The following is a 26,342-nucleotide window of genomic DNA, read 5'->3' as shown; positions in this document are numbered from 1 at the left end:
TCGACTTCGGCACCTTATTGAAAATGCCTTTTTGGAACTGAAGCGCTGGCGAGGTATCGCCACACGATATGCAAAAAACACGGCCTCATTTCTGGCTGCCGTGCATATCAGATGCATAGCCATTTGGGCGAATATCAAATGACAACACTATCTAGAAGAGGAGGAGGGGTGAAGGGGGTAGGAAGAACGGCTGTATCACCTGAGGGTGGTGATACTGCAGGCGCTAAAGTGTTGTATTGCCAACGATAGCCAAAGGACTTAAAATCTCTCGGCCATCGGCTGTGCGGGTTCGACCCCCGCTCCGGGCACCAGCGAATTTCAAGGGCTGCGAGGCGGCAAAGCCTTTTATGGGCCTTTGTTTCACCATGTATCACCATTGGCCGCAATGGACTGCCGGGGCGCGGCCCGGGGGAAGCAGCGGGAGCCGGTGAAAAAGGATGCGCTTTCGGGATAACTGCGTGCTGGCGTTTTGCCGGCTCGGGGTGGCGGGCCTGGCGCCCAAGGCCCCCGGCACCTGGGGCACGGCACTGGGCTGCCTCTTGGCGCCGTTCTGTTTTGTGCCGCTGAGTTTCGGCTGGCGGCTCTCGCTGCTCGTGGTGCTCTTCGTGGCGGGGGGGCTTGCGGCCAGTCGGGCCGAAAAACTGCTCGGCCGCAAGGACCCGGGCGAGGTGGTCATCGACGAGCTCGTGGGCGTGTGGATCGTGCTCCTGCCCTTCGCGCATCCCGGGTTCTGGGTCATCCTCTCGGCCTTTGTCTGCTTCCGCATTTTCGACATCGCGAAGCCGTGGCCGGTGCGCGCCTCGGAAAACTGGCTCCCGGGGGGCTTCGGGGTGATGATCGACGATGTGCTGGCCGGCCTGTGGGCCCTTCTCTGCGTGGCCCTGCTCTATGGAGCGGGCATCATCTGACGGTTCGTGGGGAGATACAGGAACGGCTCCCACAAGGCGAGGGGCGCCTGTCGAAGCCGGGGAGGGGAGAGTCGCCTGCCCGGGATCTTGTGCGAAGGCGCGTGCCGGGATGCTCCCTGACGGGCGGCTGCGCGGTGATGCTGCGTGCGGGGCGCGGCGCGCCCCCGGGCGCCGGAAACGCGCCCTACTTCATGCGGTAGGTGATGCGTCCGCGCGTGAGGTCGTAGGGGGAGAGCTCCACCTTCACGCGGTCGCCGGGCAGGATGCGGATATAAAACTTGCGCATCTTGCCGGAAATATGGGCCAGCACTTCGTGGCCGTTTTCCAGCTCGACGCGGAACATGGCATTGGGCAGGGCTTCCTGCACCACGCCGTCAACTTCAATGGAGCCTTCTTTCGCCATGATGCCTCCGCAGCGCGATAATCAAGCGCCAAGAGGATGCACAAAAAAGCGGGCGCCTGTCAAGCCGCGCGGGCGCGTGGCCGCCCGCAACTGCGCCCCAGCCCCAGAGGAGAAACCATGCTCTTCCCCGTCTCGGGTGTCGAATGTTCCCCGCTGCTCCCGGTGGCCGCCGCGTTCGGCATCTCCTTTTTGACCTCCATGGGCGGGGTTTCCGGCGCCTTTCTGCTGCTGCCCTTCCAGTTGAGCGTGCTTGGCTATGTGGACCCCGGGGTGAGCGCCACCAACCAGGTCTTCAATATCGTGGCCTGCCCCTCCGGGGTGTGGCGCTACTGGCGCGAAGGGCGGCTTTTGGGGCCGCTCACGCTCATCATGGCCCTGGGGACGCTCCCCGGCGTCTTTGCCGGGGCGCTCATCCGCGTGACCCTGCTGCCGGACGCCGCGCGCTTCGCGCTTTTTGCGGCCCTGGTGCTCCTCTACATGGCCGGGCGGCTGCTCTGGGATGTCTGGGGCTCACGGCGCGGGACGGCCAAAGGCGGCCACTCCGGCGGCACGGCCGCGCCCTGCCGGATCGTGACCTTTAACCTGCGCGAATTCGTCTTTGCAAGCGGTGATGAGACCTACGCCGTCTCCTGCCGGGCCGTCTTTCTCCTGAGCTTGGCGGTGGGGCTCGTGGGGGGCATCTACGGCATCGGCGGCGGCGCCATCATGGTGCCTTTTCTCATTGCCGTTTTCGGGCTGCCCGTGCATGCCGTGGCCGGGGCCTCGCTCTTCTGCACCTTTCTGACTTCCGTGGCGGGCGTGGGCTTTTACAGCCTGCTCGCGCCCTTCTGGCCGGAGCTCGGGGTTCGCCCGGACTGGCTGCTCGGGCTGCTCTTCGGCGTGGGCGGCATGGGCGGCATGTATCTCGGCGCGCGCTGCCAGAAGTTCGTCTCCGCCCGCATGCTGAAATATCTGCTCGCCGCCATTTTGCTCTTTACAGCCATCCGCTGTCTGGGCCAAGCTCTCTGACGCTGTTTTCGTCCCGCACTCTCGAAAAGGAATAGCCGCCCATGCAGGAAACCCAGCACTTGCCCATCGCCCTGTTTGATTCCGGCGTGGGCGGGCTCACCGTCTTCAAGGCCCTCGCGCGCCGCCTCCCGGCCGAGAACCTGCTCTATCTCGGGGATACGGCGCGGCTGCCCTACGGCACCAAGGGCCGCGAGACCATCATCCAGTATACGCTCCTGGCGGCGCGGGCGCTGGTGGAGCGCGGCGTCAAGATGCTGGTGGTTGCCTGCAACACGGCCACAGCGGCCGCATTGCCCACCCTGCGACGGGAGTTCGCGCCGCTGCCCGTGGTGGGCGTGGTGGAGCCCGGGGCAGCTGCCGCGGCGCGCGCCAGCGAGAATGGCGAGATCGTGGTCATCGCCACCGAGGCCACCATCGCCGGCGGCGCATATCAGGAGGCCATCCAGCGCATCCGGCCCGGGGCGCGCGTGCGCGGACAGGCGTGCACGCTCTTCGTGCCCATGGCCGAAGAGGGCTGGATGGAGGGGCCGCTCGTGGAGGGCGTGGCCCGCAGCTATCTGGACGGCCTTTTCACGGCGGATGAGCCCGCGCACCGGCCCGATACGCTGGTCCTCGGCTGTACGCATTTCCCGCTCCTTTTGCGCGCGCTCCAGAATGTGGTGGGCCCCAGCGTGACCATCGTGGATTCCGCCGCCACCACCGCTGAAAGCGTGGAGGGCGAGCTGCGCGCCCGCGGCCTGCTGAACCCGGGGGCGGAGCCCGGCGCCTGGCGCTTTTTGACGACCGACAATCCCGACAGGTTCGCGCGCACGGGCGGCCTGTTTTTGGGGAGCCCGCTCACGGCAGCCCAGATCGAACTGGTGGACTTGTGACCGGGGAAGTTTTCTGTTGACATGGCCGCGGCCATTCCTTAGAGAGGAAGCAATCCGAGGTATTGTCATCAGGCCGGCGGCAGTGTCCGGGCAGTCTCAGGACGCGCCGGGTATGTCCCGCAACCGGCAATGGCGTCCCTGCGGGGATGCCGTTGCAGATCCCACGGCGCAGTGAGGCGCGGGTTCTGGCCTGCCTTTGGCATATGCACGTCAACCTGAACTTTCTGGAGACACGTCATGACGAAAGCTGAGCTTGTGGAAAAAATTTATGCCAAGGCCGGCCTGCCCACCAAGGCCAAGGCCGAAGAAGCCCTTGATGCCGTGGTGGCTTCGCTGCGCGACGCTCTGGCCGATGGCGAATCCGTCACCTTCACGGGCTTTGGCAGCTTCAAGGTCGTTTCCCGCGCCGCGCGCAAGGGCCGCAACCCGCGCACCGGCGCCGAGATCACCATTCCCGCCAGCAAGGTCGCCAAGTTCACGCCGGGCAAGGGCCTGAAAGACGCCATCAAGTAAGCGCCCGGGTCGATCCGAGGTTCAGGCGGCGCCGTTCCCGCAAGGGGCGGCGCCGTTTTGCGTTGGGGGCATGGGCGGTGGTGAGGTGCACGGACGGCATACGGGGCGGAGTGCGGCCGGTGCGGAGGGTGCACTGGGCGAAACAAAAGATTTATTTCACAAGTTTGTGATACTCCAAGGATTTTGAGGAAATTTCCTTTTTAGTGCTGGAGCCCGAACTCTCACTTCTGGCCAGCCCAGGCAGAGAAAGATTTTTACTGCACAAGGGAAAGGGAGCATAAAGATTTTACAGTTTTTATGTGGCAGCAAGGGAGATTTTTAAAATTTTTCTTTGTGCGTATCCTGCTGTTTGTTGCAAATCTGTTCCTACGAAATACACCATTCAAAAGATACTTATAGTAGTATTCGTTCTGTCTTCTTGAGGGTAAAATACCTTGTTTTAATCTTCACATCGGCAAAAAATCTGTTTCGGCTTGACCGCGAGGCCGTAAATGGCCTATGCAGCAATTGAAACAGTCTTTTTCTCTTTCTGCCACGCTCCCGCAGGGGCTGTGGCCGGGCAGGATGCCTGCTTCACGCCCGTCTCCCTGTTCATCATCCTGTCGAGGTGCTCATGTCCATGCAAAAGCCGGCGAATCTCCTCTATGAGAACAGCAGTTTTCTTCCTCCCCGCCATGGCAGGGATGTGGCGCGCGTCAGGAGCGAGCAGGAATATGAGGAGCTGTGCCTGCTCGCGCGGGCCAATCCCGCGGAGTTCTGGGCGAGGCGTGCCAGAAGCCTGCTGCACTGGTTCAAGCCCTGGGACGTGACCGACGCCTCGGATTTTTCCGTCCCCAAGGTCTCCTGGTTCACCGGGGGGCGCCTCAACGCGGCCTATAATTGCGTGGACCGGCACATCATCACCGACCATCGTAACAAGGCCGCGCTCATCTGGCAGGGCGAGCGCGAGATGGAGGTGCGCGCCTACACCTACCAGATGCTGTACAACGATGTGTGCCGCGTGGCGGCGGCGCTGGACGCCCTGGGCGTGAAAAAGGGCGACCGCGTGGCGCTTTACCTGCCCATGATCCCGGAGCTCGTCGTCGCCATGCTGGCCTGCGCGCGCCTCGGGGCCGTGCATACCAATATCTTCACCGGCTATGCCGAGGGTGCGGTGCAGGGGCGCATCCACGATTCGGGCGCGAAGGTCGTCATCACGGCCGACATGGTCATGCGCGGCGGCCAGCCCAAGCCGCTCAAGGCCAACCTGGACAAGATCCTCAACCAGTGCCCCAGCGTGCAGAAGGTGGTGGTGGTCAACCGCACCAACGACAGTGTGAGCATGCTCAGGGGGCGCGACATCTGGTGGCAGGACTTCCTGGAGGATTTCACGGTCGATGCGGACTTTCCCTGCGTTTCCATGGACGCCGAGGACCCGCTCTTCATCCTGCACACCAGCGGCAGCACCGGGCGTCCCACCGGCGTCATCCACTCCACCGGCGGCTACCTCACCTATGCCGCGCACACCACGCAGTGGGTCTTTGACCTCAAGGACACCGATGTCTACTGGTGCACCGCGGACTGCGGCTGGATCACCGGGCACACCTACCTCGTTTACGGGCCCCTGAGCCTGGGCGCCACGACCATCATGTTCGAGGGCACGCCCACCTGGCCCAAGCCCGACCGTTACTGGCGCATGGTGGAAAAATACCGCATCAACATCCTCTACACCGCGCCCACGGTGGTGCGCACGCTCATGCGCCACGGGGAGGACTGGGTGCGCCGCTACGACCTCTCGTCGCTGCGCATCCTGGGCTCCGTGGGCGAGCCCATGAATCCCGAGGCCTGGATGTGGTACCACACCCACATCGGCAAGGGCGAGCTGCCCATCGTGGACACCTGGTGGCAGACCGAGACCGGCGGCGTCATGATCTCGCCCCTGCCCTACGCCACGCATCTGAGGCCCGGCTCGGTGACCAAGCCGCTCCCCGGCATCGAGGGGGGCATCCTGCGCTCGGACGGCACCGGGGCCGAGACCGGCGAGGCCGGGAACCTCGTCTTCAGGCGCTCGTGGCCCGGCCAGTTCATCGGCGTGTTCCAGAACGAGGACAAGTTCAGGAGCTATTTCGACCGCTTCCCCGGGAACTATTTTTCCGGCGACGGAGCGAGGAAGGACGAGGAAGGCAACTACTGGATCCTCGGGCGCATGGACGACACCATCAATGTATCGGGCCACCGCATCTCCACGGTGGAGATCGAGTCCGTGCTGGCGGCGCATGCGGCCGTGGGCGAGGCGGCCGTGGTGCCCGTCCCGCACAGCATCAAGGGCGAGGCAATCTATGCCTATGTGGCGCTGCGCGGCGAGATAGACTGGACCGAAGAGCTGCGGGCCGAGCTGCGCGACTGGGTGCGCAAAAATATCGGCGCCCTGGCGAGCCCGGAGCGCATCCAGTTCGTGGAGCACATGCCCAAGACGCTTTCGGGCAAGATCGTGCGCCGCCTGCTCAGGAAGATCGCCTCGGGCGAGAAGCTGGAGAACCTGGGCGACACCTCCACCATCGCGCGGCCGGAAGTGCTGGAGGATATCCAACGCGCGTGGCTGCGTCTCGAAGCGGGGCAGAGCGAAAAATAGGGGCGCACCAACAGGGGGACGACGCCCCGCGCTTTAAAACAGGAAGCCCGCCAGCGGTTTGGCGGGCTTTCTGTTTTAAAGAGTGGGGGCGGGACAGCGGAAGATGCCACCGGGGAAAGTCGTGGCCTCTCCCGGGTATTCAGCACTCGCGTTGCAGGATCTCCTCAGTGGTGGTCAGGTGGCCGAAGGCGCCCATGATGTCGACGATGTGCTCCTTCATGTCCTGCTCGTCGAAGCGGGCCGTGCGCTTGGCGCAGGTGGCGTCGGAAACGAAGGTGAAGTCATAGCCGCGGTGGTGCGCGTCGATCATGGTGGAAAGGCAGCACATACTCGTGCCGTAGCCCGCGAGGATGATCTCCTCGTGGCGGTATTTGTCCATCAGGGCCTGGAACTCGCGGCTCGAAAAGCAGGAGAAATTGGGCTTCACAAGGCTTTCCTCGCCCTCTTCGGGGCCGAAGCCGTCGATGAACTCCGCAAAGGGGCTGCCATAGGTGAAGCACATGGAATTTTGCTGGTGGCGCATGTGAGCGATCTTCCAGCCATGCGCCCTGGCGTGGGCCAGGAGCTTTTGCAGGTTCTCGAGCGAGGGGCCGATGGTCTCGAGATAGAAGGGCCGCCCCTGGGTCACATATTCCTTTTGCGCATCAACGATGACCAAGACTGGCATGTCCGCTCCCTGGGGAGGTTTCGTCGTGTTCCGTGTGGTCTGGCCTGACGGTACAGGAAGATCTCGGGAAAGGAAAGGGCCTCTCCCGGAAAAAGCGGCGCGTCCTGCGCCGCTGTCACGGCATGGGATACCGAACGGCCGCTACCTACGGCCGGTCACCGATGGCCGCGGTGATCTGCGCCTCGCAGGCCAGCTTGCCGTCCACGAAGGCGCGCGCGTCCATCTTGCAGAGCTTGAGCTTCATGCGCATGTTGCTGCACTCGAGGTCAAGGCGGTCGCCCGGCACCACCTGGCGACGGAATTTCACGCCGTCAAGCCCGGTGAAGAGAAAGAGCTTGCCCTCAAGGTCGCCCATGTCCGAGGCGGCGAGCAGGCCGCCCGTCTGGGCCAGCGCCTCGAGGATGAGCACGCCAGGCATGATGGGCACCCCGGGGAAATGCCCCTGAAAAAAGGGCTCGTTGAAGGTGACGTTCTTGTAGGCGCGGATATGCGAGCCGGGCACACATTCGACGACCCGGTCCACGAGCAGGAAGGGATAGCGGTGCGGCAAAAGGGAGAGGATGCGCTGGATATCCATGGTCTGCATGGCTGGGCTCTCGCTCATGGGGGGCTCCTTGGCTCTTGCGGCCTGAACTGGCGGGTGCGGAAGCGGACAAAAAAGCCTCCCGCGCAGGGAGGCTTTGCATCCGAAGCTATTTCTTGGCGCCCTTGTCTGCCTTGTCGGTCTTTTGGGCCTTGTCGTCCGTTTCCGGCTTTTTCTTTTCCTTGTAGAGCTTGTTGACCTCGGCGAGCACATCCTGGGTGAGGTCCATGGACTGGTCGGCATAGAGCACGCCGCCGGCCGTCACGTCGACCACGAAGTTGAAGCCCTTGGCGCGCGCCACTTCATAGGTGGCGCTGAAGACCAGGGTCACCATGTCCTGGCGCAGCTTGACCTCGTCCTGCTCCACCTTGCGGAGGAAGTTGCGGGTCTTCTGGTCCAGATCCTGCTTGGCGCGGATGAAGGCCAGCTTCTTCTCTTCGCTGACCTTGGGGTTCTTGAGGGCCTCGGCCTGCTTCTTGAGGGCATTGCCCTGCTTTTCAAGGTTGGCCCGCTCCTTGCCGTACTTGGCTTCCATCTGTTCCTTGGCGGCCTTGGCGGGGTCGCTCTGCGTGGCCACGGTCTGCATGTCCACCACGCCGATCTTGGCCGGGGGCACAGACGAGGCATCGGCGGCGAAGGCGGGCGCGGACATGAGCAGACAGGCGGCAAGGAAGCTCAGAACACTCTTGCGCATGGGAGTTCTCCTTAAAAATACCCGGGGGCGGAACAACGATGCCGCCCCCGTCAACGGGCGCGACGGCAAGACCGGCGCGAAAACGCGCGCAACGCCCGCAGAGCCGGGGCCGGCTGTGCGGCGCTGGGCGCGCAAGGCTGCAAACGGCGGCTACATAGCATCAGAAGCCGCATTCGTCAAGGAATTATCGGCGGTACGGCGCTTGAGCAGGCGGTCACGGTAGGCGAGGATGCCCTCGGCGAGTCCTTCGGCAAGGGCGTGGCGGTAGGCGGGCTTGGCGAGGTTGCGGGCCTCGTCGCGGTTGGTGCAGTAGCCCACTTCCACAAGGATGGCCGGCATCTGCGCGCCGAGCAGCACATGGAAGGGCGCGGACTTGACGCCATTGTTCCTGACCGTGTACTCGCGCTTTTTGAGGCGGAAGAGGGACAGGCGCTGGATGTCGGCCGCGAGGCGGCGCGATTCCTCCACGCGCGCGTTGAGCATCACGTCGGCGAGCATGCACTGCATGTCGCTGAGGCGGCGGTCGCTGCCGGCATTTTCCAGCGTGGCCACCCGCGCGGCCTGCGGGTTGCTGGCAAGGTCGAGATAATAGGTCTCGAAGCCGTTGATCTGCGCGTTTTCGCTGGCATTGACGTGGATGGACACGAAAAGGTCGGCCCGCTCGGCATTGGCCTTGCGCGTGCGCTCGCTCAGGGAAACGGCCATGTCCTTGCGCCGGCTGTAGGCGACCTCGAGGCCGTTGGCTTCGAGCAGGCGCCCGAGGCGCTGGGCCACATCCAGCGTGACCATGCGCTCCAGGATGTCGTTGTGGCTCGTGCCCGGGTCCTTGCCGCCGTGGCCAGCGTCGATGAAGACCTTGCGCACCGTGAGGCCGAGCTGGCTCGCCATGTTGGAGACCTGCCGCGGCCTGAAGGCGGCGTTGCGCGTCAGCGGGGCGGCGTCCTCGGCCTCCGCGAAGCCCTGGTTCCTGTTCTTGCCCTTGCGCGGCAGGCTGGCCTTGCCCGCGGCCACGCTGAGCACGATGCGGTACGGGTCGTCCTCGCTGCGGGTGTCGAAGTGGCGCACTTCGCGGAAATCGAACTGCAGCGAGGCTCCGCCCTCCTTGCGGTCGCGCACGCGCACCGCCTGGAGGAGGCTCCCTTGCACGGTGACGCCCTTGCGCACATCGCTCACCACGCGCGCGTCCTCGAGGTCGAGCTCAAGGCGTGCCGGCGCGCCCTTGGCGCTCTCAACCCTGCGGGCGGTGAACTTTGCCGGGGCGCTCAGCTCGAGCACGATCTCCACGAGGTTGCGGTTGGGCGAATCCCAGGAAAGCACCTGAAGCTCGGGCATCTGCCTCACGCGGCGCGCTTCCCTGGCCGGGGCCGCGTCTTCGGCAAGAGTGGTCCTGAGGCGCCGCGCTTCCGGGGCCATGTCGCCCTTTGGATAGTCCGCGAGGAGCGTGTCCAGCAGGTCTTGCGCCTTTTCCCGGCCCGAGGCGCGGGCGGCGTGGAGGCGCGCGGCGGCGAGAAGCGCGTCATCGGCCACATTGCTGGCGGGATAGGTTTTGGCTACGTCCTGATAGAGCTTCTGGGCCTGGTTGAAATCAGCGGTCAGGTTGGAGCAGCGGGCAAGTGCCTCCTGACAGGCGGCGGCGTGGAAGAGCGCGCCGGCGGCCAGCGGCTGCTTTTTGCCGCCCTGCGAGATGGCGAGAAATTCCTCGCGCAGGTCTTCCCAGGGTTGGCGCCAGCAGGTCTTCACCGGGTCGCTGCGCAGGGCGGTCATGCGGGACTTGGCCGCGCGGTAGCGGAGCGGCAGATCGGTGCCCTTGGCGGCAGCCGCGGCTGCGGGCGTTGCCTTGGGCGCGGCGGTATCCTGGTCTTCTTTCGCTTCGCGCTTTGTGGCGGCGGCAACTGCCTCCGGCGCGGTGCGGCCGCTGGCCGAGGCCTTGATGGCCTTTTCAAGTGCCGTGGCCTCGGCGACCATATCGCCCCTGGGATATTGCTTTTTCAGGCGCGCCAGAAGGGCGAGGGCGCCCTTGTCGTCCCGAAGCCAGGCCGCGCGCAGGCGCGCCGCGCGGAAGAGGGCGTCATCGGCGAGGCGGCTGCCCGCATGGCGGAGCGCAAGGCTCTCATAACACTCCACCGCTTTGCGCGCATCGGACTTGGCGAAAGAGCGGCTCGCCAGTTCCTCCAGGCTCTCGGCCGCGCGAAAGAGGGCCGCGGGCCGGTTGGGCCACGCCGGGTCGGCCTCGTAGATGGAGCGGAATTCGCCGGCAAGTTTTTCCCACGGTTCGCGCAACTTGCTGTTTTTTTCATCGCGCTTGAGGTTCGTGATGCCGGCCTTGGCCGCGGCATAGCGCTTTTCGGTGGGGGGGAGGCCGCTGTAGCCTGAATCGTAGCAGCAGATGACCAGCAGGCAGATAGCCAGCACAAAGGCCAGCGGCGGCGCAAGGCGCCGGGAAAGGGCCTTTTCGTGTCGGGGTTTGGCGGTATCGCTGGCGCTCACTGCGATTCTCGGGGTTCTGCGTGGCGATGAGGCGCACATGCACCTGCTGGGATTATCGTCCAATCGGGGCCGCGCTTAAGGGGAGGGCAAGATGTGCCGCACCGTACTGTTGAAGCATAGCATATGCCAAAAAAGCCGCCGTGGCTACCACAGCGGCTTTTTTGACGATTTTTGAATAACTGAGCTCTCTTGAAGAACTCTAGAATTTCTCTACAACAATTCTGTCACATCTCTAGAAGAACTGGCCCATACTGAATTCGAGCCTCCCTGACTCCCGCTCGCCGTCATAATCCTGCACAAGGGGGATGCCGTAGGCGATGCGCAAATCGCCCATGGGCGAGCGCCACCGCAGTTCGAGGCCCGTGGAGGCCACCATGTACTTGTTGAGGTCGTCGCCCATGGTCTTCTGGTCGATATTGAAGCCGCCGTCGAAGAAGGGCACGATGGCAAGGCCCATATCCTTCTGGAAGGTCCAGATATATTCCACGTTGAGCACGCCCATGCGGTCGCCGCCGATCTGCTCGCCGTCATATTTATAGTCGCGCGGCGAAAGGTCGGAATAGGAATAGCCGCGGATGCTGTCCATGCCGCCGATCCAGAAGCGCTCGAACACCGGCACCGGGTTCGGGCCGTTCTGGAAGACGCCGCCCAGGCGCGCGCGCACATGGAAGGTGTTTTCGGGATTGAAGGACCAGAAGCCCTGCCAGTCGGCCACGGCCTTGATGAAGTCGTCCGTGCCGCCGAGGATGCCGCCGCCGTATTCGCCCCAGAGCCGCGCGATGGTGCCGCGGGTGGGGCGGTCGCGCTGGTCGGTGGTGTCGCGCAGGATGCGGCCCGAGAGGGCGCTCGTCCAGTTGGTGCCCTTGTAGTCGCTGATATAGGGCGACGCCCATTCGTCCACGTCATAGAGTTCGTAGCGCTCGAGGCGGTAGGCGAGGCCCACGGTGGTGTATTCGCCGATGGGATAGGAGGCGCGGATGGTGTCGCCGAGCGTGTCCTTGGTGAAGTCGTCCCAGTAGTCGTGGGTATAGTAGAGGTCGTTGCCGACCGAGAGCTCCGTGTCATAGACACGCGGATTGGTGAAGGACAGCACGCCCGAGGTGCGCCGCCAGGAGAAAAAGCCCTGCAACTGGAGCCAGTAGCCGCGGCCGAAGAGGTTGCGCTCCATGATGGAGGCGGTCACGCCCACGTCATAATACGTCGAATAGCCGATGCCGCCCATGAGCGCCCCGGTATTGGCCTCCTTGACCTTGACCTTGAGGTCCACCTCGTCCTCGTTGCCCGTGGGCACGAGCTCCATGTCCACGGCGGAGAAGTAGCGCAGCCGGTTCAGGCGCTCGGTGGAGCGGCGCAGCTTGGCGCCCTCGTAAAGGTCGCCGTCGCCGAGGCGCATCTCGCGCAGGATGACGTTGTCGCGCGTCTTGGTGTTGCCCTCCACGGAGAGGCGGCGGATAAAGACCTTCTGCTTCTTGTCCACGAGATAGCCCACATCCACCAGGGGGCTGCCGTCCTCNGCCTTGATNAGCTTGGTGTCCACCTCGGCGAAGGCATAGCCGTAATCGGCGTAGTGGTCGGTGAGGCGCTTGCTGTCCTCCTGCATGACCGTGAGCGAGAAGNACTCGTTGTCCTTTTTCCAGTCGTCCATCTGGACGACCTCGAGCATGTTGGGCTCGCTGTCGATGATGTCGCCGGCGAATTTCACGTCGCGCACGGCGTAGCGCGGGCCCTCGTGCACCACGAANTTCACNTAGATGCCGTCGGGCTTGTATTCCACCTCGGGCGCGGAGACCTGGATGTCGATGAAGCCCTGGTTNAGGCCATAGGCNGCGATGGCGTTGGTNTCGCGCTCGAGNTATTCCTCCTTGAGCACGCCGGNGCCCGTGANCCACGAGAACATNCCCCGGGGCTTGAGCGCGAGGTACTTGTCCATGTCGCTCTTGTCGAGNTCCTTGATGCCCTCGATCTCCACTTCCTTGATNTAGAGCTTGTTGCCCTCGTTGACNGTGATGACNAGCACNGCGCCGCGGCCNCCNGGCCTGTCCTGNAGGCGGTAATTGGCCTTGGCGAGATAGAAGCCGTCCTTGCGGTAGAGCTCGGCNATTTTCTGCAGGTCGTCCGAAAGCATCTGTTCGTTGAGCACGCTGCCNGGCTTGGTGCCCATGGCNGCGATGACATCCTCGGCGTCGATCTCNTGCGAGCCCTCGACGAGGATATTGTCGATGCGCGGCTTTTCCACCACGGTNAAGACGAGCACATTGCCCTCGAGCGAGGCCTGCACGTCGCTGAAATAGCCCATGTCCCAGATGCGCTTGACTTCNTCGTTGATGGCGTGGGCGTCCGGCGTGTCGCCCTTGCGGATGGTGAGNCGCATGAGCACNGTNTCCGGGTCGAGNACGTTCATGCCGCGCACCTGCACGTCCGAAAGGCCNCCGCCGGCNGCNGCGGGCGCGCCCATGGGCACNAAGCCGTTGCCGGANGAGGCCTGCTGNGNCTGGGGNGNNTCNGGCGCNGCCTGCGCCGGCGCGGCCATGGACGAGGCGCGNGTGGCCAGCGCCTGCGCGCANTCGCCNAGGGCCAGCATGGATTGCCGCTCNAAGGAGGCGGGCACCGCTTCGCCCTTGTAGACNGGCACGAGGCGCGTCTCCATNGTGAAGCCNTCGCCGAGNTGGTTGAAATTGCCGTAGATGACGATGTCNGCGCCNGCCTGGCGCCCGAGGCGGCGGGCCTTGGCGAGGTCGATGGTNTCGCCGCCGCTNGCGCGCAANAGGCCGGNNGCGCGGCTNANCGGCACGGCGCGCAGCCCGTTCTGCTCNAGGTTGGTGATGATGANCTGCGGCACGTCGCGGGAGGCGTCCGGCATGTCGGGGCCGGCATTGGCCTGAAATGGCAGCACGAGGACCGTGGGCTGNCCGGCATTGGCGGCCAGGGCGTCCCCNTGCGGCGCAAGGGCCGCGATGAGGGCCANCGCCGCCANNNACAGGACTTTGCGAAGCACCCTAGGCAAAAANTTTNTCATAGAGAGCCCCCGCTCGTAGTTCCAGGCCGCGNTCCATGCGGGCGGCCAGTTCCTGNTTATGCGTCACGATGACCAGGGTCATGCCCAGTTCGCGATTCAGCTCAAGCAGCAGATCGCCCACCTGGGCGCCGGTATGTTCGTCAAGGTTGCCCGTGGGCTCGTCGGCCAGGAGCACGCGCGGCCGAAGCAGCAGGGCCCGGGCGATGGCCACGCGCTGGCGCTCGCCNCCGGAGAGGGTGGCGGGCTTGCTCGCCATGCGGTCNGCNAGGCCCACGCGCGTGAGCATGGCGCGGGCGCGCGGTTCCACGGCGGAAAAGCGNTCCCCGCCGATGAGCGCNGGCATGGCCACATTCTCCAGCGCGGAAAATTCCGGCAGGAGATGNTGGAACTGAAACACGAAGCCCAGGCTNNTGTTGCGGAAGGCCGCCTGNTCGTCCGGNCNCATGGCGGCCATGTCCNCGCCGTCAAANCGGATGNTGCCNGANGTGGGCNNGTCNAGCGCGCCCATGAGGTGCAGNAGNGTGGACTTGCCNGANCCCGANGCNCCGAGCACGGCGAGCGCCTCGCCCTCGCGCACGGCGAGGTCGAGGTGACGGAAGATGACGAGATCTTCGTCCGCCCCCGCAAAGCTCTTGCTCACGTCGGAAAAGTCGTAGATGGCGGCCATGGCTATTCGTAGCGCAGGGCTTCGGCCGGTTGCAGCCGGGCGGCCTGACGCGCCGGATACAGGGTTGCGAGAAAGCAGAGCAGCATGGCGCTCGCGCCCACGATGAGCACGTCGGAAAGCGTGATGCTGATGGGCAGGTGGTCGAGCGTATAGACGTTTTCCGGGAGCTTGATGAAGCGGTAGCGCTTGAGCAGCCAGCCGAGCCCCAGGCCGAACGCGTAGCCGAGCAGGGTGCCCACAAGGCCGATGATGCAGCCCTGGAGCATGAAGATGCGCCGTATCATGCGGCGTGTGGCGCCCATGGACATCATGACGGCGATGTCGCGCGTCTTTTCCATGACCAGCATGACGAGGCTCGTGACGATGGAGAAGGAGCCGATGAGCACCACCATGGCGAGCAGGATGAACATGCCGATCTTTTCCAGCTTGAGCGCGGCGAAAAGGTTGGCGTTCATGTCCATCCAGGTGCGCACGTAGAACGGCGCGCCAAGCTCCTCGGCGAGGCGGATGGCCGTCTCGTCGGCGCGGAAGAGGTCCTTCACGGTGAGCTCGATGCCGGAGAGAAAACCGGGTGGCAGCCCCAGCACGTCGCGCGCCGCCGGGATACTCACAAAGGCGAGGGAGGAATCGTACTCGAACATGCCGGTCTTGAAGATGCCCACCACCTCGAAGGGGCGAATGCGCGGCGAATAGCCCGCGGCGCCCTTCTGCCCGGCCGGGGAGAGCAGGTTGGCGCGGCTGCCCACGAAGAGGCCGAGGCGGCGGGCCAGCTCGTCGCCCACGATGATGCCGGGCGTCCCCTCGCGCACAAGGTCGCGCGCCTCGCCCGCGCGCAGCTCGGTAAGCATGGAGAGCACGGAGGGGGCAGTCTCCGGGTCGATGCCGCGTAGCACCACGCCCTTGACGCCGCCCCCGGCGGACAGCATGACCTCGGTGTAAATGAAGGGCATGGCGCCCGTGACGCCTTCGGACGCGCGGATGCGCTCAAGCAGGGCCGGGGTGTCGTGCTCGAAGGCGGAAGGCACATGGGACATAACGATGCCGTGGGCATTGGCCCCGAGGATCTTGTCGCGCATGTCGGTGGTGAGGCCGTTATAGACGCCGAGCACGAGCACCAGCGCGCCGACGCCGAGGGCCACACCGAGTATGGACATCAGTGAGATGACGTAGATGAAGGTCTGCTTGCGCCGCGAAAACAGATAGCGCAAGGCCACAAAGAGTTCAAAAGACATTTGCGGTATATTGGCCCAGCTTGGGGCAAGATTCAAGAGTTTTTTTAGACCTGAGGGGGCGGGCCGGCCCACAGCTTTTGGAGGTGTGCAGCGAGCGCGGCCTCCTCATCACGGCGGCGCGCGGCGAGGCTGTCGAGAAGGGCACCAGCCTGTGCCGCGAGCTCTTGGGGCGTGCCCGTATTATCCACCCGGATGTCGCAGGCGGCGAGCTTGCGCGCTTCGGGCCACTGCCACGATTCAATGGTCGCCATTTTCTCCTCGCCCCAGTGGCGGTGCGCGGCTATGCGCTCCCAGCGCGTCTCGCGCGGGCATGCGATGCCGACGGTCACCGGCTTCGGGGTAAAGGCGGTGTCCCAGCCGCACTCGAAGTAGAGCGGCACTTCCGCCACCGCAGCCGGGGCGCCGGCCTTTTCCACCGCCTCCCAGAAGCGTTCAAGATTCCGCCGTACGAGCCCGTGGACCACGCGCTCCAGCTCAGCGCGCAAGGGGGCGTCCTTGGCAAGCGCCGCCATGAGGGCAGCCTTGTCCACGCTGCCGTCAGCCGCGAGCACGGCCTCGCCTTTCATGGAGGCGAGCCACGCCGCCGCCTCGCCGCCGCGTTGATAGAGCGCGGCCACGTCAGCGTCCGCGCTGAAGGTGGGCAGACCATGGGCCGCAAGCGCCTCTGTCAGGGCGGATTTGCCGCTGCCCGGGTTGCCCGTGACCACGAGGCGCTGCATGCGGCGCGTGGTTGCAAGGAGGGCGGCGGTGAAATCCGCGGGGGGCGGCGCGGAGAACGCCAGCGGCTCGCCGCTCAGCGGGTGGCGGAAGGCAAGCCGCCAGGCGTGGAGCATCTGGCGCGGCGCGCGGGCGCGCACCTGCGCCGGCGCGTAGAGAGCGTCCCCAAGCAGGGGGTGACCGGCATGGGCCATATGGACGCGGATCTGGTGGGTCCTGCCCGTGAAGATGCGAACGGCGAGCAGGGAGGCGCTCCCGTCCGGCGCATGCCACAGGCGCCGCCAGCGCGTGTGGGCCGGCTTGCCGCCCTTCGCCTCGGGCACCACGGCCATGCGCGTCTTGAGCGTGGGGTGGCGCCCCAGGGGCTCGCGGCATTCGCCCTCTTCCGCCGCGAGGCCGTCCACCAGGGCGAGATATTCCTTGTGGACCTCGCGCTGCGCGAAGGCTTCGGTGAGGGCGAGGCGCGCGGGCTCCGTGAGCGCCACCACCATGAGGCCGCTCGTGTCCTTGTCCAGCCGGTGCACGATGCCCGGCCGCTCGCCGTCGAGGCGCGAAAGCTCGGGGAAGCGCCCGAGGAGCCGCTGCACGAGCGTGTGCGCCGGGCAGGAAGGGCAGGGATGCACCGTGAGCCCCGCCGCCTTGTTGCAGACGATGAAGTCGCGGTCTTGGTGGACGATGGCGAGTTCTCCCGCTTCCGGGGCGAGGGGGCTCGCGACCTCCGCAAGTTCCAGGCGGAGCTCCTGCCCGGCGCGGGGCCGGAAGTCCGGCGCGCTGACCGGGGCGCCGTCCACGAACGCGCGCCCCTCCCGGATGGCCTTCTGCACCGCGCCGCGCGAGAGCCCGCGCTGCGACGCGCTCAGGATGCGGTCAAGGCGTTCGCCGTCCTCCCCCGGCGTGACGGCATGCTCGAGGCTTTTCACGGGCGCGGCCCGGCGGGGGTGGTCAGGGTGCGGATGCGGTCCACGAAGGTCATAGGCAGATAAAGGTTTTTGAGCTCGCTCCCGGGTGTCAGGGACGTGACCACGGCCCTGCCGATGACGCAGCGGGCATTGTCGTTGCCCTCCTCCACCACGCGCACGCCCCAGACATTGTGGAAGATGGCCGGGCGCCCCTTCCAGGCGCCCACATAGAGCATGACGTGCCCGCGCATGCCCACGAGGCTCAGGAAGGGCACGCCGTCCGCGAGGATGCGCGCTTCCTTTTCGCGCGCGGACAGGCCCTCCAGCGGCACCACCGCGCCGCGCCGGGCCTGCGCCACGGAGTTGCGCGGCAGCCAGATGCCGAAGGGCGTGAACAGGTCGCGGGTGAGGGCCGAGCAGTCGCGCTCGCCGAACATGCCGCCCCAGCCGTAGGGCTGGCCCATCATCACGTTGCCGACCCTGGCCACGTTGCCCGGCGTGAGCGCCAGGGGCTTGGGCGTGGCCGCTCCTGCGGGGAGGGACACCTCGGCGCTGGCCGCCATGCCGTCCGCGCCCCTGAAGGGCACCAGCACGTCACAGCCCCCGTCGGACCGCACGCCTGCCAGCGGGAAGACGGCGCCGATGCCGGCTTCGCCCCCTGCCGCCGGGGCAGCGCCAGGCGCCCCGGGCAGCGGCACCCGGTCGCGGAGCAGGGCTGCGTGGCGCCCGTGCCGCCAGAGGCGCTTGAACCCGGCGTCCACCAGGGCCACGTCATTGGCATCCACCCAGCCGCCGGCGACAGGGCATTCCACATAATACCAGCGGCCGTCCTCGGTGGCATGGGCGATGAGCAGCGGCGTCCCCGGCGGGAGCAGCGAATACTGGAAATAGTCGAAGGGATTGGCCTTCGGGTCGGGCGTGGGCTCGGAAAAGCGGGGCTCGTGCGTGGGGAGCTCGCGCAGGTCGGCGGCGCGCACGGTGACGGCGTGCGCCGCCCGCGAGGGATAGGTGCCGAGATGCGCGTTGGCCGCCATGGCGTCCCATTCCGCCTGGCTCCAGCGGCTGCCGTCCGCGCGAAAACCGCGCGCCTTGCGGAAAAACACCGCCACGTCCCGCTTGCGGATGCTCGTTTTCGCCATGTCCCACGGGCCGAAAAAGATGCGGTCAAAGGCGGCGTTCATGGCGTCCTGCGTTTCCGCATCCAGGATGCGGCGCTCGGGCCCGGCCTCGCGGGCAAAAACCTCAAGATCCTGCGGGAAGGCGCGCAGGTCTTGCGGGGTCTGCATCCATGAAGGCAGGCTGCCGTCGCGCGTGGGCACGCGCTTGCCGGCACAGGCCGTGAGCAGGCAGACAGCCAGGAGAAGGACGAGCAGGGAGCAGCGCGAGAAGGGCATGGACACCGCCTTGATGGGGAGGGGCTGTTTGCGGGGACGTACAGCGCGTCATCTTAGCATCCGGCCACGCGTCAGGCAATGCGGCGCCGCCGGCCCTTGGCGCTCCGCTTGACCGGCCGCGCCATTGCGCTTATGGGTGGCCGATGCCCCGTCATTTTAAAGGCCGGGGGCCGGAGGACATATGCGCAAAGCACCAAAAGGCTTTTGGCATTATGTGGAGACCTGGCGCAACCTCTTTCCGCGCAGGCGCGCGGTGCGCTGGCGCAGCACCTGGCTCCAGAACGGCTATTGCCGCGACTGCCGTTATTGCTGCGGCCCGCAGGATTCTTCCGTGCCCTTCCCCATGGCGCTCCTGCCGTCGCAGATCCGCCCCGACCTCGACAAGGATTTTTACCTCCTCGACCCCGACACCGCCTATATCGGCGCGCAGGGCTGCAAGTCCGACACGCCGCACGGCTGCCGGCTGCCGCTGGCGCTCAAGCCCGTGGCCTGCGGCCTCTTCCCCATCGTGCTCATCAACGGCGGCCTCCACCTCTACCAGACCTGCCCGGCCGTGCTCTTCACGCCCCTCCTGCGCTTCGCGGACCTCGGGCTGGAGGCGGCGCACTACCTGCTCGGCTTCAGCCTCGAGGAACTCAGGCACATTTCCCTGAGCCTCCCAGCGGCGACCCTGGCGCGGGACTACATCGACCTGCGCATCTCCCTCTTTGATGCGGAGGGCAAGGCGGAAGTGCTCCGCTGAACCACGCTTTCCGCAGGAGAAACCATGAAGGACGCAACGACACTCTTGATCGCAAAGGACGAAATGGGCCGCATCCTCGAGCGGCTCGCCGCGCAGGTGCTGGAGCGCCACCCCGGCTGCGAGGGCCTCATGCTGGTGGGCATCCAGCGCCGCGGCGTGGACCTCGCCCGGCGGCTCGCAAGCCTTTTGGAGGCGCGCGCCGGCGTGCGCGTGCCGCTCGGCACGCTGGACATCAACCTCTACCGGGACGACTGGACAAGCCTTGAGGGCAAGCCCCTCATCGGCACCTCGCATATCCCGGAAAGCCCGGACGGCCGCGTCGTGCTGCTCGTGGATGACGTGCTCTTCAGCGGGCGCACCGTGCGCGCCGCGCTTGAAGCCATCCTCGACTATGGGCGCCCCCGCGCGGTGGAGCTGGCCGTGCTCGTGGACAGGGGCCACCGCGAGCTGCCCATCCATGCGGACTATGTGGGGCGTGAAATCACCACCGAGCGCGGCTGGCATGTGGATGTGCTTCTTGAGGAGCGGGACGGCGAGGACATGGTGCGCCTCGACATCCGCGACTGAGCCGGGGGCGTATGCTCCGCCGGGGCTCAGGCGCTTGCCTGCCGGCGCTTCTTCCGCTGCCGCAAAAAGAGGCGCCAGCACCAGGAAATCATGAGCATCGCCACGATGCCGATGAAGGCCCGCAAGGTGCGCGAGGCGTTGAAAGGCCGCTCGAAGCCCCAGGTGGTGGCCCTGTCCCAGGCCGGATGATAGAGGAACCAGGCCAGCAGGAAGGCCACGCCGAGCGCCGCCAGAGCCCCGAAGAGCCAGTAGAAGGGGATGGGCTCCTCCCAGAAGAAGGAGCGGCGATAAAAGCGCCTGTGCGCGAGGCACACGGCGAACAGGATGACCGCGGCCATGAGGGCCGTTTCCCACGAAAGGCCCTTCAAAAGCGCGCCCACGATGCCGAGGCCGAGCAGGGCCACGGCCATGCGGAAGGCGCGGGTCTGCCGGCGCTCCAGCCCGTAGGCCACAAAGAGGAGTGCCGCGCCGGACAGCGCGCAGACGAAGTGCCCGGCGCCGATGACGCTCATGGGCAGCCACTGCGTGAGCAGGGCCACGGTGCGCGGCCCCGTGGGCAGCGTGGCGGAAACGAGCAGGATGAGCCCGGCCACGAAGACGAGATAGGCGCTGATGGAGTGCGAGAGCGTGGCGAGCCAGCGCCCGGCCTCGCGCAACATGGAGCGGCGCTGGCGCGCCTCGTACGCGGCCAGCAGCAGCGCCGCGGCCAGCAGCGGGATGATGTAGTAAATGAGGCGGAAGAGCAGCACCGCCGCAAAGACGGACTGGGTGTGGCTCGTGTGCGAGAGCTCGAGGATGACGAGCTCGAAGATGCCCACGCCGCCCGGGATATGCGTGAGCACCACCGCCACCTGCGCCATGAGGTAGCTCGGCAGGAAGTCGAGGAAGTTGATGCCGATGTCGCCCGGCAGAAGCACATACATGCAGGCCGAGGCCGCCACGATGTCCACGCCGGCCACGATGCACTGGGCAATGGCGATGCGGGGCGAGGGGAAGACGAATTCCTTGCCGAAGATGTGCACGGGCTTGCGCACGGTAAAGCAGAGCACGAGGTAGGAGCACGCGAGCAGGGTCAGGATGAGGCCCAGGATGCGCACATCCTTGATGGGCATGTTGGTGAGCAGTTCTTCGGGGATATAGGGGGGCGCCACGAGAAAGATGATGCCGCAGGTGCCGAGCGCGCCCACCCAGAAGGTCACGGCCAGCATGAGCACGAGGCGCACGATGTCCGTGAGCGAAAAGCCCCATGCGGAATAAAAGCGGTAGCGCACGCTGGTGCCGCCGAGCAGCGCCCCGAAATTGTAGCTCACAGCCTGCCCCACGAAGGAGACGAGTCCCACGCGCGGCAGCGGGAGCTTTTTGTGGATGGCCTTGAGCGCAAGCCAGTCATAGCCCACGAGGATCATATAGTTGATGACCATGAGCACGAGCGACGCGCCGATGCGCCCGTAGGAAATCTGCTCGATGCTCTGGCGGATCTGGGCGATGCTGTAGGCTTTGAGCTTGTGGTAGAGCAGGTAGACGGCCAGCACAAAGATGCCGGTCACGAGCACGGGCCCCAAATAGCGCAGATACTTTTTCATGACTTTCAGACGGCTTCAGGCGCGGTGTTTTGCCGCGCGTCCCCAAGCATATACGTCCCCCCCGGGCTGCGCAAGCGCAAAGCGGGCGCGGCCGTCAAGGGCGCGGGGCTTGACGGGGGGCCGGCGGCTGCCTAGTATAGGGCTTCAGGCAGCCGTGTGCGCTGCCCGCCATCCCCCATCTCCACCTGATCCCGAGCCTGCGCTGCCCGTGCAGCGGAGGTTTTTTTTCGCATGAGGTCGAACATGACGAGCATTCCCATTTCCGTACAGGGCTACAAGCGGCTTGAGGACGAGCTCGCCCGCCTGAAGAGCGAGCGCCCGGCCATCATCCAGGCCATCAAGGAGGCCCGCGAAGAAGGCGACCTGCGCGAGAACGCGGGCTATGACGCCGCGCGCGAGCGTCAGGGCATGGCCGAGGCGCGCATCAAGTATATCGAGTCGCGCCTGGCGCTCTACCAGGTCATCGACCTCGACACCCTCTCGGGCGACAAGGTGATCTTCGGCGCCACCGTGGAAGTGGAGGATGCGGACAGCGGCGAATCCCGCACCTTCACCATCCTCGGTCCTGACGAGGCCGACCCGGCCTCGGGCTCCATCTCCTTCCTCTCACCGGTGGGGCAGGCCTTGCTCGGCAAGGAAGTGGGCGACGAGGTGAGCGTGGATATCCCGCGCGGCCGCGTCACGTATGAGGTGGTGGATATTTCGTTCAAGGGCAGCAAGGCTCTCGCCTGACGGCCCCGCGGGGCGCCGGGCCGGCGTCAGCGCGCCGGCCCCGGGCCGGCCTCGAGCATGAGGCGCCAGCCATAGTCCGGCGCGCCGCACAGATTCGGGTTGCGCAGGGGATGCCTGCGCACGGTTTCGCCCCAGCGGGCGAGAAAGCGGGCTTCCGCCTCCGGGGCGGCGGGCCCGCTTTCCGCATCCGGGAGCAATTCCCACTGCCCCCACGGCGAAACGAGCGTGAAACGCCCGTGAGCTTCCTCGCGCAGGCTGTAGTCCACCCCCGCAAGGTTCCCCATGCCGGCGTCAAGGGGCGCCCCTTCCAGCAGGGGCTTCCGGCGCACGGCCATGCAGCGCCAGTCGACGCCAAGCGCATGCCGCGTGAGCAGGAAGTGCCCCCAGCAACGGTTGCGCAGATCCAGCGGGCTTGAGCCGCGCAGGAGCGGGAAGGGCAGGCCCGTCACATCCGGGGCATAGCCCCCGTTCCAGAGCCGGCCGCGCTGCCACACCAGGCCGCCCACGAGCGCGATGTCAGGCCGCAGCGCGTGGATGACCATCTGTTCCGGCCGGCAGTCCAGCACGGGCGTGAGGCCGGCGTGAAGAAAGAGCAGCACGTCGCCCGCGGCCTCGCGCGCGGCCGCCAGTGAGGCGTCCGTCCAGTGCGGGGCGACGGGCAGGGGGCGTGGCGGCGGGAGCATGGCGTCGGGCCAGCCATACGGCGCGGCGGCATGCATCGTGAGCGGCTGCCAGAGCACTTCCACCTGCATGACCGACGCGAGGGCGCCCAAGACCGCCACCAGGGCCGGCGCCGGGGCACGGGCGCCCCCCGAGGCATCAGCGAGCAGGACGACGCTGCAGGTGAGCCCGGCCGGCACGCCCAAAATGAGCTTGAAAAAGTTGTTCTTTTCGGAGGCAGCGCCTTCCACTGCATAGCCGTGCCTGAGCGCGCTTTCCGTGAGCGCGCGGCGCGTGGCCTCGAGCACATAGGGCTTGGTGGCGAGGCTCCCTGTGGTGCTTCCCGCATGGATGCGCCAATGGTAGAGCACGCGGGGGATGTGCGCCACCTGACGTGGCTCGAGGCGTTCGGTGATCCTCAGGCTGAAATCAAAATCCTGCGAGCCCTCGAAACCCTCCCGCAAGCCACCCGCATCGCGCACAAGCGCCGTCGCGCAGGTGGTGAGATGCCCCATGGCGGCGAGGTCGCCATCGAAACCGGGCTTGAAGACCGGGGTGCGCCGCACGCCGTCCTCGTCGATCTTGTCTTCGTCTGTATAGATATACCGCACTTCGGGGCGCCCGGCGATGACCGCGGCCACTTCCGCAAGGGCCGTGGGCGCGAGCAGGTCGTCATGGTCGAAAAAGGCCGTCCAGGGGGCATCGGCAAGGGCCAGCGCGCTGTTGGTGGCGCGGGAGATGTGGCCGTTCTTCTCACGGAAGACGAGCCGGATGCGCGGATCTTTGGCCGCATAGGCCCTGAGCAGTTGCGGGATGGCCGGGTCGGTGGAGGCGTCGTCCGCCACGCAGAGCTGCCAGCGGCCATACCGCTGCGCGAGCACGGAATCGAGCGCCGCCGCAAGGTAGTCAGGGCGCGGGTTCCACACCGGCATGAGCACAGCGATCTCCGGCCAGTCCGCGCCGGCCTCCAGCCGCCGGGTGGGGCGCAGCTCAGGCTCGCGCAATTCCAGCCAGGCATCGTAGGACGAAGCCGCCGCATCCAGCGAGCAGGCCCACAGGCCGGCATCCGCCAGGGCGCGCATGCCGGGCCTGAGCATGCGGTGGTGGAAGCGCGCCGCGCCGCGCTGCCAGAGGGTGGCATCCTCTTTCAACTGCGGCAGGTCTTGCGCCTCGGCAAAGGCCACCATGTGCCGGGCGCGGGCCCCATACCAGGCGAAGGCATGGGGTGCGAGCGCCGGGTAGCCGCGGCAGAGGTCCACGAGGCGCGCGAGCTCTTCGGGCGCGGAGCGGGCCAACAGGCGCAGCAGGCTCGCCGGCTCCGGCGTGCGCCGCCAAGCGAGCCAGGCTTCTGCCCAGATGTCGCTTTCCAGTGGCGCTTCGGGCAGGTCCGGCCCCTCGGCGAGCCACGGCGTACAGCCGTATCCAAGGCCGTCGGCGAGCACATGGCGCGCATAGTCGGGGCGCCCCCTCTCCGGCGGGATGCGCCCGCGCTGGACAAGGCTGTTCCAGCATGCCGCGGTGGCAAGGCCGGCGTGGATGTCATGGAGCGCGGCCCGGGCTTCGGGCTCGGTGGAGAATGCGGTGCGCCCGTGCCCCAGGCGGAAACAGAGGTCAAGCGGCGCGAGCTCGTCGAGGCTCGCCGAGAAGCCGCCGGCCGCGCAAAATTCGTCAAGGCGTACCATGAGGGCGTCGTCGGGCGCCACCTGAAAGAAGCGCCGCTTCTGCGCGAGCGGGTGCCCGGCGGGGAGGCCTTCATACAGCGCATGCAACTCCCGGCTGCTGTCGAACACGCTCCCCATATGGCGTACGCGCCGGGGCGTACCAGCCTGGGGCGGCGAGAGGAGAAGCGGTGAAACGCCGGCAAGAGCGGGTTCATCGGCAAGCCGCCGGGCGAGGGCGCAAAGACAGCCGGCCTCGGGATGCACGGCTGTCGACAAAAGGAACAGGAAGGGCCGCCGCGTGCGCGCGTCTTCCCGCGCGTCCGGCGGGAGGATGCGGTTGGCTGCTTCGCGCCAATCTTCCCCGGGTGCAAGCTCTTCCAAGGCAAAGCCTGCGAGGCGCCCCTGCCCAACGAGGTTTTCGCCCAGGGCGCGGGCCTCTTCCGCTGCATCGGAGGGGCTTCCGCCGGGCGCCTGAAGCACGATGACCCGCGGCCTTGCGCCGTCCGCCGCGAGCGCGGCGAGGCTCGCGCGGGGGGCGCCGCCATACAGCAGGACGAGGACAGGGGTGGCGTCAGGGGCTGGGGGATTCGGCCGGGCACACATGGCGGGATGCTATGTCACTTGCCCCGCGCATGCAAGGAAGCCGCCAAATGAAAAAGCCGGAGCCGGAAATCCGGCCCCGGCTCGGGATCTTCAGGCGCCCCTGTTACTTGAAGGCCTTTTCAAAGTTGGGCACCACCTGCTTCTTGCGGCTCATGACGCCGGGCAGCCACACGGTGTCGCCGTCCACCTTGACGCCAAAGGCGGATTCCACCACGGCCGGGTCGTCGGAAACGATGAGCAGCTCCGAGCCTTCCTTCATGATGTCGGTCAAGAGCAGAAAGACGCTGTGGCGCCCCTCGCCCTTGACGCGGGCGAGCTCTTCGCGCAGGCCGTCCTTGACCGCCTCGAGGATGGAGAGATCCACCACCTCGAGCTGGCCGATGCCGACCTTGTTGCCGTTCATGTCAAAATCCTTGTAGTCGCGGAACACGAGGTCGCGGATGGGCGTGCCGTCCACGGCGCTCTTGACCTTGAACATCTCCATGCCAAGGGCCGTCACGTCGGCCACGCCGGCGATCTCGGCGAGCTCGGCCACGGCCTTGCGGTCGGCCTCGGTGCAGGTGGGCGACTTGAAGATGACGGTATCGGAAAGAATGGCGCTGAGCATGGCGCCGGCCACATTGCGCGAGAGCTCCACGCCGTAGAAGTCATACATGTTTTTGATGACCGTGCAGGTGCAGCCCACGGGCCAGATCCAGGCCTCGATGGGACTCGCGGTCGTCACGTCGCCGAGCTTGTGGTGGTCGACGATGCCGAGCACCGTGGCGGAGTCCATACCAGCGGGCGCCTGGGCGAGGTCGGAAAAGTCCACGAGGAAGAGATCCTGACCGGCCACATCGTTGACGATCTTGGGCGCAGGGAGCCCGAATTTCTCGAGCACGAAGGCCGTTTCCGGGGTGGGGGCGGCCTGGGCGGCGGCGGTCACGTCGATGCCGCGCTTGGCGTAGAGGTCGGCGGCAGCAATGGCGGAAACGATGCTGTCGGTGTCGGGATTCATGTGACCAATGACGAGTGCGGACATGAAGATGCCTCCTTTGTGCGCCGCCAGGGCGGCAGGCGATGCCATGGGGATGCGGCTCACAGACGCCGCGTTGTTCCCTTTAGCACAAAGTCCCTGCCATGC

Annotated in this window: 21 protein-coding genes and 1 pseudogene; 9 read left to right on the top strand and 13 right to left on the bottom strand. The window is 66.3% G+C overall.

Going from position 1 to position 26,342, the window contains the following annotated elements; genetic code table 11:
• A pseudogene (locus HDR50_RS09490) lies at nucleotides 1–142 on the top strand (IS5/IS1182 family transposase); the annotation flags it as partial.
• A gap of 295 nt (nucleotides 143–437) precedes the next feature.
• Nucleotides 438–908, top strand: a complete 471-nt coding sequence (locus tag HDR50_RS09485) for a phosphatidylglycerophosphatase A (RefSeq protein ID WP_291357880.1) — start codon at nucleotides 438–440, stop codon at nucleotides 906–908.
• 184 nt (nucleotides 909–1,092) lie between these two features.
• Here HDR50_RS09485 and infA read toward each other — a convergent pair whose 3' ends face one another.
• Nucleotides 1,093–1,311: a translation initiation factor IF-1 gene (gene infA, locus HDR50_RS09480; protein ID WP_006008898.1), complete on the bottom strand. Its 219-nt coding sequence runs from the start codon at nucleotides 1,309–1,311 to the stop codon at nucleotides 1,093–1,095.
• Nucleotides 1,312–1,428: 117 nt separating this feature from the next.
• Between infA and HDR50_RS09475 the strand changes: the two genes are divergently transcribed.
• The 4 genes from HDR50_RS09475 (at nucleotide 1,429) to acs (ending at nucleotide 6,315) form a co-directional block, all read left to right on the top strand.
• Nucleotides 1,429–2,319 carry a sulfite exporter TauE/SafE family protein gene (locus tag HDR50_RS09475; RefSeq protein ID WP_291357879.1) on the top strand — a complete coding sequence of 297 codons (891 nt, stop codon included), beginning with the start codon at nucleotides 1,429–1,431 and terminating at the stop codon, nucleotides 2,317–2,319.
• A 41-nt stretch (nucleotides 2,320–2,360) separates the two neighbouring features.
• The gene (murI, locus tag HDR50_RS09470; RefSeq protein ID WP_291357878.1) at nucleotides 2,361–3,191 is read left to right on the top strand and encodes a glutamate racemase; all 831 of its coding nucleotides are present in this window, start codon (nucleotides 2,361–2,363) and stop codon (nucleotides 3,189–3,191) included.
• A 237-nt stretch (nucleotides 3,192–3,428) separates the two neighbouring features.
• Nucleotides 3,429–3,704, top strand: coding sequence for an HU family DNA-binding protein (locus HDR50_RS09465; RefSeq protein ID WP_165077861.1), 276 nt, complete (start codon nucleotides 3,429–3,431; stop codon nucleotides 3,702–3,704).
• A gap of 613 nt (nucleotides 3,705–4,317) precedes the next feature.
• Complete coding sequence (acs, locus tag HDR50_RS09460; RefSeq protein WP_291357877.1) at nucleotides 4,318–6,315, top strand: acetate--CoA ligase; 1,998 nt, start codon at nucleotides 4,318–4,320, stop codon at nucleotides 6,313–6,315.
• Nucleotides 6,316–6,454: 139 nt separating this feature from the next.
• On the opposite strand, the gene HDR50_RS09455 is transcribed toward acs, so the two are convergent.
• The 9 genes from HDR50_RS09455 to HDR50_RS09415 all read right to left on the bottom strand — a co-directional run bounded on the left by HDR50_RS09455 (nucleotide 6,455) and on the right by HDR50_RS09415 (nucleotide 18,671).
• On the bottom strand, nucleotides 6,455–6,982 hold the full coding sequence (locus tag HDR50_RS09455; protein ID WP_291357876.1) for a cysteine hydrolase: 528 nt from the start codon (nucleotides 6,980–6,982) through the stop codon (nucleotides 6,455–6,457).
• Nucleotides 6,983–7,127: 145 nt separating this feature from the next.
• The gene (gene fabZ / locus HDR50_RS09450; protein ID WP_291357875.1) at nucleotides 7,128–7,586 is read right to left on the bottom strand and encodes a 3-hydroxyacyl-ACP dehydratase FabZ; all 459 of its coding nucleotides are present in this window, start codon (nucleotides 7,584–7,586) and stop codon (nucleotides 7,128–7,130) included.
• An 88-nt stretch (nucleotides 7,587–7,674) separates the two neighbouring features.
• Entirely contained in the window at nucleotides 7,675–8,259 is a 585-nt protein-coding gene (locus HDR50_RS09445; protein ID WP_291357874.1) for an OmpH family outer membrane protein, read from the bottom strand.
• A 150-nt stretch (nucleotides 8,260–8,409) separates the two neighbouring features.
• The gene (locus tag HDR50_RS09440) at nucleotides 8,410–10,746 is read right to left on the bottom strand and encodes an N-acetylmuramoyl-L-alanine amidase (protein WP_291357873.1); all 2,337 of its coding nucleotides are present in this window, start codon (nucleotides 10,744–10,746) and stop codon (nucleotides 8,410–8,412) included.
• A 232-nt stretch (nucleotides 10,747–10,978) separates the two neighbouring features.
• Nucleotides 10,979–13,741 carry an outer membrane protein assembly factor BamA gene (bamA, locus tag HDR50_RS09435; protein WP_291357882.1) on the bottom strand — a complete coding sequence of 921 codons (2,763 nt, stop codon included), beginning with the start codon at nucleotides 13,739–13,741 and terminating at the stop codon, nucleotides 10,979–10,981.
• A gap of 1 nt (nucleotide 13,742) precedes the next feature.
• Nucleotides 13,743–14,429 (bottom strand): ABC transporter ATP-binding protein, encoded by a 687-nt coding sequence (locus tag HDR50_RS09430; protein ID WP_291357872.1) that lies wholly within the window; start codon nucleotides 14,427–14,429, stop codon nucleotides 13,743–13,745.
• A gap of 2 nt (nucleotides 14,430–14,431) precedes the next feature.
• Nucleotides 14,432–15,661 (bottom strand): ABC transporter permease, encoded by a 1,230-nt coding sequence (locus tag HDR50_RS09425; RefSeq protein ID WP_291357871.1) that lies wholly within the window; start codon nucleotides 15,659–15,661, stop codon nucleotides 14,432–14,434.
• Between the two features lie 44 nt (nucleotides 15,662–15,705).
• On the bottom strand, nucleotides 15,706–17,298 hold the full coding sequence (locus HDR50_RS09420) for a dephospho-CoA kinase (protein ID WP_291357870.1): 1,593 nt from the start codon (nucleotides 17,296–17,298) through the stop codon (nucleotides 15,706–15,708).
• A complete protein-coding gene (locus tag HDR50_RS09415) occupies nucleotides 17,295–18,671 on the bottom strand; it encodes an NlpC/P60 family N-terminal domain-containing protein (RefSeq protein ID WP_291357869.1) in 1,377 nt (458 codons plus the stop codon). The genes HDR50_RS09420 and HDR50_RS09415 overlap by 4 nt, the downstream gene beginning before the upstream one ends.
• Nucleotides 18,672–18,852: 181 nt before the next feature.
• Between HDR50_RS09415 and HDR50_RS09410 the strand changes: the two genes are divergently transcribed.
• Entirely contained in the window at nucleotides 18,853–19,413 is a 561-nt protein-coding gene (locus tag HDR50_RS09410; RefSeq protein ID WP_291357868.1) for a hypothetical protein, read from the top strand.
• 24 nt (nucleotides 19,414–19,437) lie between these two features.
• Entirely contained in the window at nucleotides 19,438–19,980 is a 543-nt protein-coding gene (gene pyrR, locus HDR50_RS09405; protein ID WP_291357867.1) for a bifunctional pyr operon transcriptional regulator/uracil phosphoribosyltransferase PyrR, read from the top strand.
• Nucleotides 19,981–20,006: 26 nt separating this feature from the next.
• Here the strand turns inward: pyrR and HDR50_RS09400 are convergent, their stop codons facing one another.
• Nucleotides 20,007–21,563 (bottom strand): lysylphosphatidylglycerol synthetase family protein, encoded by a 1,557-nt coding sequence (locus HDR50_RS09400; RefSeq protein WP_291357866.1) that lies wholly within the window; start codon nucleotides 21,561–21,563, stop codon nucleotides 20,007–20,009.
• A 243-nt stretch (nucleotides 21,564–21,806) separates the two neighbouring features.
• On the opposite strand from HDR50_RS09400, the gene greA reads away from it, so the two are divergent.
• Nucleotides 21,807–22,295, top strand: coding sequence for a transcription elongation factor GreA (gene greA, locus HDR50_RS09395; protein ID WP_165077813.1), 489 nt, complete (start codon nucleotides 21,807–21,809; stop codon nucleotides 22,293–22,295).
• A 26-nt stretch (nucleotides 22,296–22,321) separates the two neighbouring features.
• Here greA and HDR50_RS09390 read toward each other — a convergent pair whose 3' ends face one another.
• Both HDR50_RS09390 and HDR50_RS09385 read right to left on the bottom strand, forming a co-directional pair.
• Nucleotides 22,322–25,219: a glycosyltransferase gene (locus tag HDR50_RS09390; protein ID WP_291357865.1), complete on the bottom strand. Its 2,898-nt coding sequence runs from the start codon at nucleotides 25,217–25,219 to the stop codon at nucleotides 22,322–22,324.
• Nucleotides 25,220–25,322: 103 nt separating this feature from the next.
• Nucleotides 25,323–26,240, bottom strand: a complete 918-nt coding sequence (locus HDR50_RS09385; protein WP_291357864.1) for a manganese-dependent inorganic pyrophosphatase — start codon at nucleotides 26,238–26,240, stop codon at nucleotides 25,323–25,325.
• Nucleotides 26,241–26,342 lie beyond the last annotated feature (102 nt).

Origin of the sequence: Desulfovibrio sp. (assembly GCF_014803725.1) — a bacterium.
In the GTDB taxonomy this organism is placed as follows: Bacteria; Desulfobacterota; Desulfovibrionia; order Desulfovibrionales; family Desulfovibrionaceae; genus Desulfovibrio.
Note: the sequence above shows the minus strand (reverse complement) of the source record. Positions and strands in the feature narration are given on the sequence as shown.

Coding starts and splice junctions, on each gene's coding strand:
- HDR50_RS09485 (WP_291357880.1), top strand. CDS start 438: ATGCGCTTTCGGGATAACTGCGTGCTGGCGTTTTGCCGGCTCGGGGTG.
- infA (WP_006008898.1), bottom strand. CDS start 1,311: ATGGCGAAAGAAGGCTCCATTGAAGTTGACGGCGTGGTGCAGGAAGCC.
- HDR50_RS09475 (WP_291357879.1), top strand. CDS start 1,429: ATGCTCTTCCCCGTCTCGGGTGTCGAATGTTCCCCGCTGCTCCCGGTG.
- murI (WP_291357878.1), top strand. CDS start 2,361: ATGCAGGAAACCCAGCACTTGCCCATCGCCCTGTTTGATTCCGGCGTG.
- HDR50_RS09465 (WP_165077861.1), top strand. CDS start 3,429: ATGACGAAAGCTGAGCTTGTGGAAAAAATTTATGCCAAGGCCGGCCTG.
- acs (WP_291357877.1), top strand. CDS start 4,318: ATGTCCATGCAAAAGCCGGCGAATCTCCTCTATGAGAACAGCAGTTTT.
- HDR50_RS09455 (WP_291357876.1), bottom strand. CDS start 6,982: ATGCCAGTCTTGGTCATCGTTGATGCGCAAAAGGAATATGTGACCCAG.
- fabZ (WP_291357875.1), bottom strand. CDS start 7,586: ATGAGCGAGAGCCCAGCCATGCAGACCATGGATATCCAGCGCATCCTC.
- HDR50_RS09445 (WP_291357874.1), bottom strand. CDS start 8,259: ATGCGCAAGAGTGTTCTGAGCTTCCTTGCCGCCTGTCTGCTCATGTCC.
- HDR50_RS09425 (WP_291357871.1), bottom strand. CDS start 15,661: ATGTCTTTTGAACTCTTTGTGGCCTTGCGCTATCTGTTTTCGCGGCGC.
- HDR50_RS09415 (WP_291357869.1), bottom strand. CDS start 18,671: ATGCCCTTCTCGCGCTGCTCCCTGCTCGTCCTTCTCCTGGCTGTCTGC.
- HDR50_RS09410 (WP_291357868.1), top strand. CDS start 18,853: ATGCGCAAAGCACCAAAAGGCTTTTGGCATTATGTGGAGACCTGGCGC.
- pyrR (WP_291357867.1), top strand. CDS start 19,438: ATGAAGGACGCAACGACACTCTTGATCGCAAAGGACGAAATGGGCCGC.
- HDR50_RS09400 (WP_291357866.1), bottom strand. CDS start 21,563: ATGAAAAAGTATCTGCGCTATTTGGGGCCCGTGCTCGTGACCGGCATC.
- greA (WP_165077813.1), top strand. CDS start 21,807: ATGACGAGCATTCCCATTTCCGTACAGGGCTACAAGCGGCTTGAGGAC.
- HDR50_RS09390 (WP_291357865.1), bottom strand. CDS start 25,219: ATGTGTGCCCGGCCGAATCCCCCAGCCCCTGACGCCACCCCTGTCCTC.
- HDR50_RS09385 (WP_291357864.1), bottom strand. CDS start 26,240: ATGTCCGCACTCGTCATTGGTCACATGAATCCCGACACCGACAGCATC.